Origin of the sequence: Microbispora sitophila (assembly GCF_014892245.1) — a bacterium.
Taxonomy (GTDB): domain Bacteria; phylum Actinomycetota; class Actinomycetes; order Streptosporangiales; family Streptosporangiaceae; genus Microbispora; species Microbispora siamensis.
Genome location: NZ_JADBGC010000006.1, coordinates 224,184 through 238,801 on the forward strand (window position 1 = coordinate 224,184; position 14,618 = coordinate 238,801).

Sequence of the window (14,618 nt, forward strand, 5' to 3'; positions counted from 1 at the left end):
AGTGGCAGAACTGCCGCTGTCCGTCAAAATCCTGCCGCTATGGTGAGCGTATGAGAGCCGTTCCCGGCATCGTGGCCCTCGCCGTCACCGCGGGCATGCCGATGTTCGAGCTGTCCATCGCCTGTGAGATCTTCGGAACCGACCGCAGCGAACTCGCCGATCCCTGGTACGAGCTGCGGCTGTGCGCCGCCCACCCCGGGACGACACGTACGCAGAACGGGTTCGCGCTGCACACACCCTACGATTTCCACACCCTCGCCACCGCCGACACCGTGGTGGTCCCCGCGATCCCGGCCGACGCCGTGCTCGCGGGCGACACGGCCCGCATGGACGACTCGGGGCTGCCGGAAGCGCTGCGGGCGGCGCACGCGAACGGCGCCCGGATCGTCTCGCTGTGCACGGGCGCCTTCGTCCTGGCCGCGGCGGGCCTCCTGGACGAGCGGCGGGCCACCACGCACTGGATGTACACCGGCATTCTCAGCGCGCGTCATCCCCGGGTGCAGGTCGACCCCGCCGTCCTCTACGTGGACGAGGGCGACGTGCTCACCAGCGCAGGACGCAGCGCGGGAATCGACCTGTGCCTGCACCTCGTCCGGACCGACCTCGGCGCCGAGATCGCCAACCAGGTCGCCCGGCGCATGGTCGTACCCGCTCATCGGCCCGGCGGGCAGGCGCAGTACATCGAGGCTCCGGTGCCCCGTTCCGGCGAGGACGGGCTGGCCCCCGTCCTCCAGTGGGCGCTCGAGCACCTGCACCAGCAGCTCACCGTCGCGCAGATGGCCGCGTGGGCGTCGGTCAGCACGCGCACGCTGGTCCGGCGGTTCCACGCGGCCACCGGCACCACCCCGCTGCGATGGCTGCACGCCCAGCGCCTCGCGCGGGCCCGGCACCTCCTGGAGACGACCGATCTGCCGATCGAGCGGGTCAGCCGGTTGTGCGGCATGGGCACGGCCGGGAATCTGCGGCACCACTTCACCAGGTCGGTCGGCGTGACCCCGGTGGAATACCGCCGGACGTTTCACAGCCGGCCCGGGCGCACCGTGCCCACGGGCGCGCTCGCTTCGCCGGGACGCCCCGAAGCACCGGTGGGTGCGTGAATTCCTACAGCTCGACGGGGCCGTAGATGGCGGCGGGGGCGCGGCGGGTCATGGCCCAGTAGCGGTCGCCGTACGACCAGTGCCACCACTCGGTCGGGTAGTTGACCAGCCCGGCCGCCTCCAGGGCGGCGCGCAGGACGTCGCGGTTGCGCCGCGCCTCGGCTCCCACCGGGGCGGCGGTGTAGCACGCGCCGCCGCTCTGCTCGGGGGTGGCGTTGACCGCAGTCCCCATGTCGAGCTCCACCCCGTCGTCGCCGCACAGCGTGAGGTCGACGGCCGCGCCCGCCGTATGCGGGGCCACCTCGATCGGCGAGACGTACCGGCTCGCGGCGACGTGCAGCTCCGCGCCCGACATGTGGGGGAACGCCGCACGCAACTCGTCCTTGTACTCCTCGAAATACCTCGTCTGCAGCGCCGGCGGGCGGTAGCCCTCGACCACGACCAGGTTGCACCCGGCGGGCAGGCGCTCCTGGGCCTCCTCCAAGCGGGCGAGCAGGCCCTCACGCAGGTGGGCGTAGGCCCCGGCGGGATCGGCGAGCCGCCCGTCCACCCGCAGCCGCCCCCGTACGTCGCTCAGCTTCTCCCCGCACTCGTTCACGCCGATCGAGGTCACGCGGGGATCGGAGATGAGCACCGGGCCCTCGGCGAGGCCGGGTAGGGCGGAGCGATCATGCGAAGAGTCGGGCATGAGGATCAACCTATCGTCAGACGGTGTCCGAGAAGACCTCTTCACGCGCTCGGTCCAAAGCCGCGACGATCGCACCCATGAGAACGGGATTGCCCTCCACTCCGGTCGCCACCACCGTGGGGCGGCTCGGGCACACCCGGGCCACCGCCTCCTCGACGCGCTCCGCGAGGTGGACGCCGCCGGCCCTGCCCACGTCACCGCCGAGCACGACGAGTCCCGGGTCGAGGACCACGGAGACCGCCGCGACCCCGACCGCGAGCCGCCCGGCCAGGTCCTCGACGAAGGCCTCGTTGCCGGCGTCCATGGCCGTACGGACGAGGTCGGCCACCTTGGCGTCCCGCATGTCCGGAGCGGCGAGGCCGTGCGCGCGGGCCAGGTTCCACAGCGCCTCTCCTCCGACGAGGCGCTGGAAGGAACCGGTCTGCGGCGCGGTGACCGCGCTCGGCAGCGGTTCCCCGGGGACGGGCAGCCAGCCGATCTCGCCCGCGCCGCCGGTGATGCCGCGGTGCAGCCGGCCGCCGAGCATGACACCGAGGCCCTGGCCGACGCCGGTCCACAGGATCACGAAGTCGTCGGCGCCCCGCGCGGCGCCGTACGTCTGCTCGGCGAGGGCCGCCAGGTTGACGTCGTTCTCGATGATCACGCACTCACCCAGGAGGGTGCGCAGCCCGGCCAGGATGCCGACGTGCCAGGTGGGCAGGTCGACGGAGTAGCGGACGTCGCCGGTGAGCGGATCGACCACTCCGCGCGTGCCGATGACGAAGCAGCGCAGCCGGGTGAGCTCTATCCCGGCGGTTCCGCAGGCGCGCTGGACGGCCTCGTGGACGATGCCCACGGGGTCGCGGGCCTCGGTCGGGTCCACGGCCACTTGGGCGACGACCGTGCCGGTGATGTCGGCGACGGCGGCCGTGACGCTGTCCGGCAGCACCTCCAGCCCCGCGACGTACGCACTGGAGGGGTTGACCCCGTACAGCGCGGCGTTGGGGCCGCGTCCGCCGGGGCGCTCCCCCGCGGCCGCGACCAGCCCTCGCGTCTCCAGCCGGGCCAGGAGCTGGCCGGATGTGACCTTGGACAGCCCGGTAAGCTCTCCCAACTCGGCCCTGGTCAGCGGGCCTCTGGAGATGAGGAGTTCCAATGCCGCGCGGTCGTTGATCTGCCGAAGCAGCCGAGGCGTACCCGGTCGTTGAGGCACCGGCTGGTTCCCCTCTCGTCACGATCCGCTAACGCGGTCTTTTTTATAAGAAAGTTTCTTGTTAGTTTATCGCCAGCCAGCCCGGAGGCAACCGATCAGCCTCGGGACGCCAGCGCCGACCGAAAGGAGAGCGCCTTCCAGCAGGTGAGCGGCCCGCCGACACCCCCCACGAGGCGCACCCCCGACGCGAAGCCGGGAAGGGAGAGACCCATCGTGAAGATCGTGAAGATCGCCGTCGCGACCACCGCGACCGCTGCCCTGGCCCTGGGACTCGCCGCTTGCGGAAGCGACGACTCCGGAAGCACGACAGCCCCGTCGTCCTCCGCCGCCGCCGCCGCGAGCGGTCCGAAGTTCGCCGGCCAGACTCTTACCGTGTGGCGACTCGGTGCCCCCACCGACGTCTTCACCAAATACATGGACGACCTGAACGCCAAGTTCAAGGAGAAGACGGGCGCCGAGGCGAAGGTCCAGTGGATCCCCTGGCCCGACGCCCAGAAGAAGTGGACCACCGCGCTCGCCGGCGGCGAGGGCCCGGACGTCACCGAGTTCGGCAACGACCAGGTCGCCGCCTGGGTGGCGCAGGACGCGCTCGCCGACATCACCGACGCCGCGAAGAGCGACCCCGAGCTCCAGCAGATCCCGCAGAACCTGTGGAGCTACGAGACGATCGACGGCAAGATCTACGCCGTGCCGTGGGGCGGCGGCACCCGCGCCGTGCTCTACCGCAAGGACTGGTTCGACAAGCTCGGCATCGAGATCCCCAAGACCTGGGACGACCTTGTCGCGGCGGCCAAGAAGATCGTGGACAAGCAGGGCAAGGACGTCGACGGCTTCGCCTTCAACGGCGGCTCCGACGCGAACATGTCGCTGTCGCCGTTCGTCTGGTCGGCGGGCGGTGACTTCGCCAAGTTCGAGGGCGGCAAGTGGGTGGGCCAGCTCACCCAGCCGGCCTTCAAGGAGGGCTTCCAGTTCTACACGGACCTGGTCGCCAAGGACGGCGTGTCCGGCAAGGGCCGCCTGACGCAGAACTCCGTCGACATCGCCCAGCGCTTCGCCGCCGGCAAGGTCGGCATGTACGTCACCGGCGGCTGGGACATCGCCGCCATCAAGGAGCAGAGCAAGGGCAAGGTCGACGAGTCGAAGATGGCCTTCTTCTCGCTGCCCGCCAAGGACGGCTCCGGCCCGGCCCCGGCCTTCCAGGGCGGCAACGACATCGCCGTCTGGAAGGACGCCAAGAACCCCGAGCTCGCCCTCGAGTACGTCAAGCTCGCCGCGGGCAAGGAGTTCGGCGTCCGGTACGCCAAGGAGGGCGGCCTGCTCCCGCTCTACCCCGACGCGCTCGCGGAGCTGGGCAGCGACCCCGCCCAGAAGCCGTTCACGGACACCTTCAAGGTCGCCAAGGGCTTCCCGGCCAGCCCCAACTGGGCGGAGGCCAACGACACCAAGGCCGTGCTGCAGAACGCGGCGCGTGAGGTGATCGAGGGCAAGAAGAACGTCGACCAGGCTCTGGCGGACGCGAACACCGAGCTTGAGACGATCCTCAACCAGTAGATCATGACTCACTCGTCAACCCTCGCCCGGGGCGGAGCCGACACCTCCGCCCCGTCGCGGCGCAGTCGCAAGCGGACGCGCAGGTCGGGGCTCTCCCCGAAGGCCGTTCCGTACGTCCTGCTCCTGCCCGGCTTCCTGGTCATCGCGGTGCTGCTGCTCTACCCGCTGTACCAGATGGTCGAGATGTCCTTCCACAAGGTCGGGCTCCGGCAGATCAAGGCCGTCAACCCCGCGCCCGCCGAGTTCGTCGGCTGGGACAACTACTCGCAGATCCTCGACTCGGACCTGTTCTGGTCGTCGCTGCGCAACACGGTGCTCTTCGCCGTCGTCACCGTCGCGCTGACGCTCGTCCTCGGGACCCTCGTCGGCCTGCTGCTCAACAAGCTCGGCCCGAAGATGTCGACCTTCGTGATCGTCGGCATCATGGCCGCGTGGGCCACCCCGCCCACGGCTCAGGCGGTCGTGTGGAAGTGGCTGTTCGACTCCGACTCGGGCATCGTCAACTGGACGCTGAACCTCCTGCCCGACTGGCTGTCGAACCTGCTGTTCGGCCGCGCCGACTGGAGCGGGCACCCGTGGTTCAACGACACGCTCACGCTCTACTTCGTGCTGATCGTGGCCGTGGTGTGGGCGTCGTTCCCGTTCATCGCGGTGTCGGTTCTCGCGGGGCTCAAGAGCATCCCCTCGGAGCTGTACGAGGCGGCGAAGATGGACGGCTCGGGCCCGGTCCTCACGTTCAGGAGGATCACGCTTCCGCTGCTCAAGCCGGTGTTCTCGGTGCTGGTCGTGCTGTCGATCATCTGGGACTTCAAGGTCTTCACGCAGCTCTACCTCCTGGCCGGCGGCACGGTGAACCGCGACGCGTTCAACCTGTCGCTGTGGAGCTATGCCGAGGCGTTCAGCAGCCCGCCGAAGATGGGCCTGGGCGCCGCAATCGCGGTCGTGCTGACCGTGATCCTGCTGCTGATCACCTTCGTGTACGTACGTCAGATCGTGAAGACGGAGGACGACATCCGATGAGCCCGCTCGCCCGCAGGAGGCTCGGACGGGCCGCGCTGAACGCGGCCGGGATCGTGGTGTTCCTCTTCGCGGTCTTCCCGGTCTACTGGATGGTCACCACGGCCTTCAAGCCGAATGACCAGATCTTCACCACGAGCTTCATCCCGTTCCCCAGCCCGCCCTCGATGGACCACATCTCTCGGGTCTTCACCAAGGGCGTCGCCGGCCACTCCATCTGGCAGTACCTGTTCAACAGCACGCTCGTGGCGCTCAGCGCCGTCGTGCTCGGCGCGGTGTTCGCGCTGCTCGCGGCGACGGCTGTGGCCAGGTTCCGCTTCCGGTTCCGCACCTCGTTCCTGATCCTGCTGCTGATCGTGCAGATGGTGCCGGCCGAGGCGCTGCTGATCCCGCTGTTCACCATGGTCAAGCGGCTCGGGCTGTACGACCAGCTGCTCGGCCTGATCATCATCAACGTCGGCCTGACACTGCCGTTCTCCGTCTGGATGCTGCGCACATTCGTCGCGGCCGTGCCCAAGGAGCTGGAGGAGGCGTCCTGGATCGACGGCGCGGGCCGGTTCACCACCTTCTGGCGGGTGCTGTTCCCGCTCGTCGCGCCCGGCCTCGTCGCGACCAGCATCTTCGCGTTCATCACCACCTGGAACGAGTTCGTCTACGCCCTGACCCTCATCGGCGACCAGGGCAAGTACACGATGCCGGTCGCGCTGCAGTTCTTCGTCGGCCAGCGTTCGACCGACTGGGGCGGCATCATGGCCGCCTCCACCCTGATGACCATCCCGGTCCTCATCTTCTTCCTGCTGGTCCAGCGGCGGATGGTCTCCGGCCTCGTCGCGGGCGCGGTCAAGGGATAACCACACCGCCACCGGCACTCTCGTACGGCCGCTTGTACGGCCACCGCACCCGGTGGCCGTACGGGCCCTGCCCGCGCGCCCTCACTCCCACTGTCACCTAAGGAGCCGAGACACCATGTCCGCCACCCGCGACCCCCTGGCGGGGGCCGCCGACCCGTCCACGCGTACCGGCGACCCGGGCCTGCACCGGCTCGCGGCGGGCGCACTGCTGATCTCGTTCCGGGGCACGACCGCGCCGGACTGGGTCCTGCGCGGTCTGGAGGACGGTCTGGGGGGCGTCTGCCTCTTCGGGTTCAACGTCGCGGACGGCGAGCAGGTCGCCGCGCTCAGCGCCCGCCTGCACGAGGCGGGACGCCCGGTCGTCTCCCTGGACGAGGAGGGCGGGGACGTCACCCGGCTGGCCTACCACACCGGGAGCGCCTACCCGGGCAACGCGGCCCTCGGCGCGGTGGACGACGTGGCCCTGACCGAGCGGGTCTACCACGCGATGGCCGCGGACCTGGTGCGGTGCGGGGTGAACCTCGACATGGGCCCGGTCGCCGACGTCAACACGGCCGACGACAACCCGATCATCGGCACCCGGTCGTTCGGCTCCTCGCCGGAGCTCGTGGCACGGCACACGGTCGCCGCCGTACGCGGCCTGCAGTCGGCGGGGATCGCCGCCTGCGTCAAGCACTTCCCCGGCCACGGCGCCACCCATCAGGACTCCCACCTGGAGATCCCGCTGGTGGACGCCTCGCTCGACCTGCTGAGGGAGCGCGAGCTGGTCCCCTTCCGCGCGGCGATCGAGGCCGGCGCGAAGTCCATCATGTCGGCGCACGTGGCGGTCCCCAGCCTGACCGGGACGCTGCCCGCCACGCTGAGCCGGGAGACGCTGACCCGGCTGCTGCGGCGCGAGCTGGGCTACGACGGCGTCGTGATCACCGACGCGCTCGACATGCACGCGATCAGCAGGAGCGTGGGGCTCGCGGAGGGTGCGGTGATGGCCCTGGCCGCGGGCGCCGACCTGCTGTGCCTCGGGCCGCTGCCCACTCCGGAGGACGTCCGGGGCATGGTGGACCACATCGTGGACGCCGTCGCCGAGGGCAGGCTCACGGCCGAGCGGCTGGAGGAGGCCGCCGCGCGGGTGGAGCGGCTGCGCGACTGGTTCGGCGCGACACGCGCCGAGGTCGCGGAGGGCGATGTCATCGGCCTGGACGCGGCCCGCCGCGCCGTGTCGCTGACGGGCTCGGCGGGGCCGCTGGTCGACCCGTTCGTGGTCGAGATCGACACGCCGCCCACGATCGCGGTGGGCGAGGTGCCCTGGGGGGTCGCGCCGTGGCTGCCGCAGGCCGAGATCGTCCGGGTCAAGCCGGAGGAGGCCGACGCCGGGGCGCTGCTCGGGCGGGCGCGGGACCGCTCGCTGATCGTCGTCGTCAAGGACGCCCACCGCCACCCGGACAGCCGCGAGCTGATCTCGGAGCTGCTCGCCGCCCGCCCGGACGCCGTCGTGGTGGAGATGGGCCTGCCGATCTGGCGGCCCGGCGCGGGGGCCTACATCGCGACGTACGGCGCCGCCCGCGCCAACGCCCGGGCGGCCGTCGAGCTGCTCACGGCGTGAACGCCTCGGGCACCGCCGCCGTGCCCCGCGTACGAGGAGAGCGGACGACCGCGTAGAGGACCGCGGCGGCGGCCTGGACGACAGCGATCCCGAGCAGCACGAGCGGCGCGGGCAGCCCGGCGCACAGACCGGCCACAGCGGACCCGCAGGACGCCGCCGTGATCTTCAGGCCCGCCCCGAGCGTGAACACCTGGGGCCGCAGCCGGGGCGGCGCGTGGTCCGCCCGGATGCGCAGCGTGGCGCTCAGCAGCGGCCCGTCGAACAGTCCGGCGAGGGCGAACAGCGGCGCCGCCCAGGTCACCGAAGGCGCGAGCGCGGCGACCGCCAGGGCCAGCCCCAAGCCGAGCATGGCGAGCCCGGCCAGGCGTGGGGCCGGAACGGGCCGCCGCGCCACGGCCAGCGAGCCGATCAGGGCTCCCACCGCGAACGCCGTCACCAGTGCGCCCCCTGCGCCCGGACTGCCGTGCGCGTCCGCGAAGAGCACGGTGGCGGCGGTGAGGCCGCCGATTCCGAGGAAGGCCAGGCAGGTGGCCGCGGTGATCGCCCGGAGTTCCCGGGTGCGCCACACGACGGCGAGTCCCGCCATGAGGTCGGCCCGCAGCGTCGGACGCTCCTCCGTGTCCTGCTGGCGGCGGTGCGGCAGCAGGGCGACGAGCACGGCCGCGCACGCCGCGGCCGCGCCCACGACCGCCATGGCCGGCGCGGGCGAGGCCAGGCCGGTCACCACGGTCACCACGAGAGGGCCGGTCACGGACGCCGCGTTGAACACGGCGGCGTCCAGGGCGTAGGCGCGGTCCCGCGCCGTGCCCGCCGGGACCAGTACGGCCAGCAGGCCGGACAGCCCGCCGGAGACCACCGGCCCGCAGCAGCCGCCGGCCAGGGCGACCGCGAGCGTCACGGGCAACGGCGCACGCCCGACGAGGAGCACCAGGGCCTCGACCGCCAGCGCGAACCCGGCCAGCGCCCCCGTGTAGAAGACGCGCGGGCTGCGCACCCGTCCGGCGAGGGCGCCCGCGAGGGGCGCGGCGAACACGTGCGGCGCCATCAGGGCGGTGAGCACGAACGCGCCCTCGGCCGCGCTGCCTGCCCGGTCGAGGGCGAGCAGGACGGCCGCGACCGCCACGCCCTCCTCGGCCAGCCGGGCGAGCAACGCGGTGACCAGATAGAGCCTCACTCCGGCGAGCACGCGCGACCTCCAACGTAACGGCTTTGCGAGTAAAGACGTTACATTGAGACGTGTGAGCGAGACGTCGATTAAGCAAGGGTTCCAACCAGCCCGGCGACTGATCGACTTTGTGAACACGGTCCGCCGGTCCCCGGACCTGCCGCGCGCCGCGATGGCCGACCTGCTCGCCCGGCACGGTGAGAGCGCCGGGAGCCTGACGGAGCGGGGATTTTCGGAGTCGGACGCGGAGGCCCTGCGTGCCGCCGCCGTCCGCATGGCGGACGTGCTGGCCGAGACCGACACAGACAAGGCCGCCCAGGCCCTCAACGTCCTGCTGGCCGAGCATTGCGCGCCGCCGTACCTGTCCCGGCACGACGGTCACCCCTGGCATCTGCACGTGGACCGGGGCGAGAAGGCGGGCTGGGACGAGTGGTTCCTCGCGTCGAGCGCGCTGGCCCTGGCGCGGATCCTCAGTGAGTACGGCCGCGTCACCTGGGGCGAATGCGCCGCCGCGAACTGCTCGACCTTCTACCTCGGCACCGGCCCGGGCAGCGCCCGCCGCTACTGCTCGGCCGCCTGCGCCTCACGGGAGCGGGTGGCTGCCCACCGCCGCCGCGCCCGCGGGCGGTCCTGACGGCGCATTGTCCTCAGGAGGTGAAGATCTCTTCCCGGGCCTGGTCGAGCGCGGCGAGGACCGCCCCGCGCAGCACCGGATTGCCCTCCACCTGGCTCGTGACGACCTGCGGCGGGACGGGGCAGATGCGCGCGACCGCCTCTTCCACGCGGGCGGTCAGCGCCGCCCCACCGGCCCGGCAGACCTCTCCGGCCAGCACCACGAGGCCGGGGTCGAGCACCACGCACACCGACGCCACGCCGAGGGCGAGCCGCGAGGCGACCTCGTCGAGCAAGGGCTCGCCCGCGGCCCCGGCCGCGACGGCCGCGGTCACGCAGTCGGCGGCGGTGTCCCCGGCGAACCCGTGCCCGCGTGCCAGTTCGGTGACGGCCTCGGAGCTGACCAGCGACTGCAGGCCGCCCCCGAGCGACGGCAGGCGCCCGGGGACCGCCCTGACGTCGTCGGCGAGCGGCACCCCGGGCACCGGGAGATAGCCGATCTCCCCCGCGCTGCCCGAACGGCCGCGGTGCAGCCGCCCGCCCAGCACGACTGCCAGGCCGATGCCACGGCCCACCCACACGAGCACGAAGTCGTCCACCTCCTGGGCGGAGCCCTTCGCGCGTTCGGCGATCGCGGCGAGGTTGACGTCGTTTTCGATCGTGACGTCCCGGCGCAGGTCGCGTGCGAGCGCCTCGTGGATGCCCTCGTGCCACTGCGGCAGGTCGAAGGAGAACCGCACATCGCCGGTGCGGGGGTCGACGACGCCGGGCGTGCCGATCACCACGCCGCGCAGCCGCGACAGCGCCACCTTCGCGCTCCTGCAGGCCTTCACCACGGCCGCGTGCACCAGCGACACCGGGTCGTCCTGCCCCTCGGGGGAGGCCGTCACCTCGGCCACCACATCGCCGTTGATGTCGGCGATCGCCGCCGACACCCGGTCGGGGCCGACCTCGAGCCCCGCGACGTACGCACAGGAGGCGATCACGCCGTACAACGCGGCGTTTGGCCCCCGGTTGCCCGCCTGCTCCCCGACGACCTCCACCAGGCCGCGCTCCTCCAGACGCGCCAGCGTCTGGGACGCGGTGACCTTGGAAAGGCCGGTGAGCTCCCCGATCTGGCCGCGGGTCAGGGGACCCGAGGCGAGCAGCAGTTCCAGGGCGGCCCGGTCGTTGATCTCCCGGAGCAGCCGGGGCACGCCAGGACGTCGCTCCATGCTCCTGCTTCCCATCGTCTGAGTCTCCGGCTCGCCGTCGGTGCGCCCACCCACGCCCCTCCGGTTCGCTCGGCCCCCGGTGGCGCTTCGGTCATGCACGCCCGTGAATGAATAACAAGGTTTAAAGCAAGCTTAGCGAGCGGACAAGTGCGAGGGATCGCGCCAGGTCGACGTTGTTGGTAACGCTCCCATGTTTCATGAGGATGGCTCATATGAGCCCGAAGGGAGCGCCATGACCGAGACGGCCAGGCAACCGCACACCACACCGACCCGCCGACGTCCCGCTTCCCCGTGGCCGCTGATCATGCTCGTGACGGGCGTCGCGCTCCTGTTCGACGTGGTGCGGGTGTTCCTGCCGTCCCTCATCACCCTGTACGGCAGGGCGGGCGAGACCGATCCCGCGAGCATGGGAATGTACGCCGCGCTGTGGTTCGTCCTGCCGTTCGCCGCCGTTCCCGCGGCGCGGCTCACCTCGCCCAGGGTCGTCACGACGGCGGGCGCGGTGGCGCTCGTCGCGTCCCGGCTCGGCCTGCAGGCCGCGGACGGGGGCACGCCCCAGCTTCTGCTCGCCTCCGCCGGGGTCACGGCGGGCCTGGTCTTCCTCTACGGCTGCGCGCGGACGGCGGCGGGCACATGGGCGCCGGCCGGGCTGATCGGCGGCCTGGCCGCCTCGTCGATCGTCCATCTGGCCCTCGACCGGGTGGACCTCGTCTGGCGGGGAGGGCCGCTCCCCTGGCTCGCCGCCGTCGCGCTCTGCCTCGCCTTCCTGTGGTCCGTACGGCTCTCGCCCGCGTCGCCCGTCCCCGCCCCGGCGGCCGTGTGGTTCGCCTTCGGCCCGATGCTCATGCTCGCGGGCATGTACTGCGGCGGCCCGGCCATACTCGCGCAGGACACCGAACAGCACAGTGCGCCCTTCACGGCCCTGGCGGTCGCACTCCAGGTCGTGGCGCTGTGCGCGGCCGTCGTCTACGCCTGGACCACGTCGTGGGGCTGGACGGCCGGGCTCTTCCTGGTCGCCGGGGTGGCGGCGGCGGAGACCGGCGTGCAGGGCCTGCCGGCTCTCGTGACGACGGTCGCCCTCGGGGCCTGCGCCGGCGCCGCCGGACGGCAGGCGGATACCACCGTGGGCGGGCGCGGGGGCGTCGCGGTGCTAGGCGGGATGCTCGTGTTCCTGGCCGGGGCATTCCTCTACTACGCGGCCTTCGACGCCGACCTGGGGTTCCCCAACGCGCTGGTCCCGGTGGCGGTCGCCGTTCTGGTCGCCGCCGTCGCCGTACGCGGGGGCCGGCGGCACCGGGCCGCCCCTGTACGGCGGGCGCCTCGCCGATGGGGGTCGATCGCGGTATCGCTGGCCCTGCTGACCGGCCTCCTCACCTGGCAGTCGCCGCCCGCCACGAGGACGATCACAGGTGACGAGTTCACGCTCGTGGCGTACAACATCCGGATGGGCTTCGGGCTCGGCGGGCGGCTCGACCTCGACCGCGTCGCCGCCTGGGCCGCGACGCGGCGTCCCGACGTGGTGCTGCTCAGCGAGGTGGATCGGGGCTGGCTGCTCAACGGCGGGCACGACGACCTGGCGAGGATCGCCCGCGGCCTGGGCATGCGCTACTACTTCGCCCCCGCCGCCGACCGCCTCTGGGGCGACGCGCTGCTCACGAACCTGCCCGTCGCCGAGATCGGCTCGACCCGGCTGGGACGGCACGGATACCCGACCGGCGCCCAGGCCCAGTCGATCGTGCTTGAGGTCGGCGACCACAAGGTGGGGATCGTGAACACCCACCTGCAGGAGCCGCGCGGGCAGGCGCCCGAGGTGGCGGCGATGGTCCGGCCGCTCACCGGCAAGGGCGTGGCCAAGCCGCGACCGGTGATCGTGGCGGGAGACCTCAACACGACGCCGTCGGACCCCCAGATGCGCGTGCTGGAGGCCGCGGGGCTGTCCGACCCCCTGCGGGCACTCGGCGACCCGCCGACCTCGCCCGCCGACGCTCCGGTGCGGCGTATCGACCACGTACTGATCTCCAAGGGGCTCACGGCGGTGGCGGCCGGCGCGCCCCGGGTGCCGTTCTCCGACCACCTCCCGCTCGTCGTACGGCTGCGGCTGGATTAGGCCCGGCCGGGCCATGTTGGCGGGCGGGCGTCCTACCGATGCCAACCAGGCGGGATAATCGACTACATGCGACTTTCTGCCCGTGTCGACTACGCCCTCCGTGCCGCCGCCGAACTCGCCGCGGCGGGTGAGGGACCCACCACGGTGGGCGAGCTGGCCAAGGAGCAGGAGATGCCCCCCAAATACCTGGAGAACATCCTGCTGCAGATGCGCCGCGCCGGACTGGTGCGCGGGCAGCGGGGCCCAGAGGGGGGCTATGTCCTGGCACGGCCGGCCAGTCAGATCTCGCTCGCCGACGTGATCCGCGCGGTGGACGGGCCGCTGGCCAACGTGCGGGGCGAGCGGCCCGAGCACGTCGGCTACCAGGGCGCCGCCCAGGCGCTGCAGCAGGTGTGGATCGCGCTGCGGGCGAGTGAGCGGGCCATCCTCGAGGAGGTCACCCTGGAGCAGATCGCCAAGGGCGAGCTGCCGCCCCGGGTGACCGAGCTCGCCGCCGACCCGGCGGCATGGGACTCACACATGCCGGTGTGAGCCGCCTGTACCCGATCCTCCCGGGAGGAGAGCCGTGCCGGAGGGTGACGCCGTCTACCGGACCGCCAAGCGGCTCAGGCAGGCCCTCGACGGCCGGCGGCTGACCCGCAGCGACTTCCGGGTGCCCAGGTACGCCACCGCCGATCTGCGCGGCCGGACCGTGCTGACGACGATCTCGCGTGGCAAGCACCTCCTGACCCGGGTGGAGGGCGGGCTCACGGTCCACACCCACCTGCGCATGGAGGGAAGCTGGCGGGTGGGCCCGGCGGGCCGCCCGGCCCCGAGGGGCGATGTGGTCCGGCTGATCCTCGCCAACCCCCAGTGGCAGGCGGTCGGCACGCGGCTGGGGATGGTCGATCTCGTGCCGACCGACCGTGAGGAGCGGGTCGTGGGCCATCTCGGCCCGGACCTGCTCGGGCCGGACTGGGATGCCGTCCTGGCCGTACGGAACCTGCTGCGTGCCCCGCAGCGGTCGATCGGCGAGGCGCTGCTCGACCAGCGCGACCTGGCGGGCATCGGCACGATCTGGCGGGCCGAGACGCTGTACGCCGCGCGGGTGTCCCCGTGGCGTCCAGTGGGGTCCATTCCGCCGGACGACCTGGAGGCGCTGGTCTCGATCGCTCACCGTCTGATGGACGCGAGCAAGGACGCGCCGCTCCCGGTGACGACGGGCGATCCACGGCCCGGGCGGTCGCTGCTCGTGTACGGCAGGGCACGCCGCCCGTGCCGCCGCTGCGGCAGCCCGATCAGCGGCGGGGAGATGGGACCACAGCCGGCCGAACGACTGATCTACTGGTGTCCCGCCTGCCAGCGGGATTGATCGGCCGCACGTCAGGCCGCGCGCTGGGAGCGAGGGCGGTCCCGGGACGGAAGCCGGGGATGGGGCCGGGAGACCGCAGGGGGACGAGAGGCCCGACGAACGCGACGAAGCGGGAACGGGGCCCGAACGGGCACGTCGGGAACGGGAAACGGGCCTGCGGGGGCCAGGCGCCC

The 14,618-nt window shown here is 72.3% G+C and carries 13 protein-coding genes; 9 read left to right on the forward strand and 4 right to left on the reverse strand.

The annotated features are described in order from the left end of the window. Window positions 1–50 precede the first annotated feature (50 nt). Window positions 51–1,097: a helix-turn-helix domain-containing protein gene (locus tag IL992_RS13155; RefSeq protein ID WP_193203622.1), complete on the forward strand. Its 1,047-nt coding sequence runs from the start codon at window positions 51–53 to the stop codon at window positions 1,095–1,097. A gap of 4 nt (window positions 1,098–1,101) precedes the next feature. Here IL992_RS13155 and IL992_RS13160 read toward each other — a convergent pair whose 3' ends face one another. Together IL992_RS13160 and IL992_RS13165 are read right to left on the reverse strand one after the other, a co-directional pair. Then, the gene (locus IL992_RS13160) at window positions 1,102–1,785 is read right to left on the reverse strand and encodes a M15 family metallopeptidase (RefSeq protein ID WP_193203623.1); all 684 of its coding nucleotides are present in this window, start codon (window positions 1,783–1,785) and stop codon (window positions 1,102–1,104) included. 16 nt (window positions 1,786–1,801) lie between these two features. Beyond that, window positions 1,802–2,977 (reverse strand): ROK family transcriptional regulator, encoded by a 1,176-nt coding sequence (locus IL992_RS13165; protein ID WP_193203624.1) that lies wholly within the window; start codon window positions 2,975–2,977, stop codon window positions 1,802–1,804. Window positions 2,978–3,190: 213 nt separating this feature from the next. Between IL992_RS13165 and IL992_RS13170 the strand changes: the two genes are divergently transcribed. From IL992_RS13170 to IL992_RS13185, 4 genes are all read left to right on the forward strand, one after another. Beyond that, complete coding sequence (locus tag IL992_RS13170) at window positions 3,191–4,528, forward strand: sugar ABC transporter substrate-binding protein (protein ID WP_193203625.1); 1,338 nt, start codon at window positions 3,191–3,193, stop codon at window positions 4,526–4,528. Window positions 4,529–4,531: 3 nt separating this feature from the next. Then, on the forward strand, window positions 4,532–5,548 hold the full coding sequence (locus IL992_RS13175) for a carbohydrate ABC transporter permease (RefSeq protein ID WP_193203626.1): 1,017 nt from the start codon (window positions 4,532–4,534) through the stop codon (window positions 5,546–5,548). Then, window positions 5,545–6,396 carry a carbohydrate ABC transporter permease gene (locus IL992_RS13180; RefSeq protein ID WP_193203627.1) on the forward strand — a complete coding sequence of 284 codons (852 nt, stop codon included), beginning with the start codon at window positions 5,545–5,547 and terminating at the stop codon, window positions 6,394–6,396. The genes IL992_RS13175 and IL992_RS13180 overlap by 4 nt, the downstream gene beginning before the upstream one ends. Window positions 6,397–6,511: 115 nt before the next feature. Continuing rightward, entirely contained in the window at window positions 6,512–7,996 is a 1,485-nt protein-coding gene (locus IL992_RS13185) for a glycoside hydrolase family 3 protein (RefSeq protein ID WP_193203628.1), read from the forward strand. Here the strand turns inward: IL992_RS13185 and IL992_RS13190 are convergent. After that, window positions 7,986–9,182 carry an MFS transporter gene (locus tag IL992_RS13190; protein ID WP_193203629.1) on the reverse strand — a complete coding sequence of 399 codons (1,197 nt, stop codon included), beginning with the start codon at window positions 9,180–9,182 and terminating at the stop codon, window positions 7,986–7,988. The genes IL992_RS13185 and IL992_RS13190 overlap by 11 nt on opposite strands. A gap of 109 nt (window positions 9,183–9,291) precedes the next feature. Here IL992_RS13190 and IL992_RS13195 point away from each other — a divergent pair, with 109 nt between their 5' ends. Continuing rightward, window positions 9,292–9,795, forward strand: coding sequence for a CGNR zinc finger domain-containing protein (locus IL992_RS13195; protein ID WP_404804751.1), 504 nt, complete (start codon window positions 9,292–9,294; stop codon window positions 9,793–9,795). A gap of 13 nt (window positions 9,796–9,808) precedes the next feature. Here the strand turns inward: IL992_RS13195 and IL992_RS13200 are convergent, their stop codons facing one another. Further along, entirely contained in the window at window positions 9,809–10,987 is a 1,179-nt protein-coding gene (locus IL992_RS13200) for an ROK family transcriptional regulator (RefSeq protein ID WP_079311986.1), read from the reverse strand. A 232-nt stretch (window positions 10,988–11,219) separates the two neighbouring features. Here IL992_RS13200 and IL992_RS13205 point away from each other — a divergent pair, with 232 nt between their 5' ends. The 3 genes from IL992_RS13205 to IL992_RS13215 all read left to right on the forward strand — a co-directional run bounded on the left by IL992_RS13205 (window position 11,220) and on the right by IL992_RS13215 (window position 14,445). Next, on the forward strand, window positions 11,220–13,094 hold the full coding sequence (locus tag IL992_RS13205; RefSeq protein ID WP_193203630.1) for an endonuclease/exonuclease/phosphatase family protein: 1,875 nt from the start codon (window positions 11,220–11,222) through the stop codon (window positions 13,092–13,094). Between the two features lie 66 nt (window positions 13,095–13,160). Then, window positions 13,161–13,625 carry an RrF2 family transcriptional regulator gene (locus IL992_RS13210; protein ID WP_079311982.1) on the forward strand — a complete coding sequence of 155 codons (465 nt, stop codon included), beginning with the start codon at window positions 13,161–13,163 and terminating at the stop codon, window positions 13,623–13,625. A gap of 34 nt (window positions 13,626–13,659) precedes the next feature. Next, complete coding sequence (locus IL992_RS13215; RefSeq protein WP_193203631.1) at window positions 13,660–14,445, forward strand: Fpg/Nei family DNA glycosylase; 786 nt, start codon at window positions 13,660–13,662, stop codon at window positions 14,443–14,445. Window positions 14,446–14,618: the final 173 nt, after the last annotated feature.

Bases quoted from the DNA above. Each gene is read 5' to 3' on its own strand.
- IL992_RS13180 (WP_193203627.1), top strand. From the start codon at position 5,545: ATGAGCCCGCTCGCCCGCAGGAGGCTCGGACGGGCCGCGCTGAACGCG.
- IL992_RS13160 (WP_193203623.1), bottom strand. From the start codon at position 1,785: ATGCCCGACTCTTCGCATGATCGCTCCGCCCTACCCGGCCTCGCCGAG.
- IL992_RS13185 (WP_193203628.1), top strand. From the start codon at position 6,512: ATGTCCGCCACCCGCGACCCCCTGGCGGGGGCCGCCGACCCGTCCACG.
- IL992_RS13210 (WP_079311982.1), top strand. From the start codon at position 13,161: ATGCGACTTTCTGCCCGTGTCGACTACGCCCTCCGTGCCGCCGCCGAA.
- IL992_RS13155 (WP_193203622.1), top strand. From the start codon at position 51: ATGAGAGCCGTTCCCGGCATCGTGGCCCTCGCCGTCACCGCGGGCATG.
- IL992_RS13205 (WP_193203630.1), top strand. From the start codon at position 11,220: ATGACCGAGACGGCCAGGCAACCGCACACCACACCGACCCGCCGACGT.
- IL992_RS13175 (WP_193203626.1), top strand. From the start codon at position 4,532: ATGACTCACTCGTCAACCCTCGCCCGGGGCGGAGCCGACACCTCCGCC.
- IL992_RS13200 (WP_079311986.1), bottom strand. From the start codon at position 10,987: ATGGAGCGACGTCCTGGCGTGCCCCGGCTGCTCCGGGAGATCAACGAC.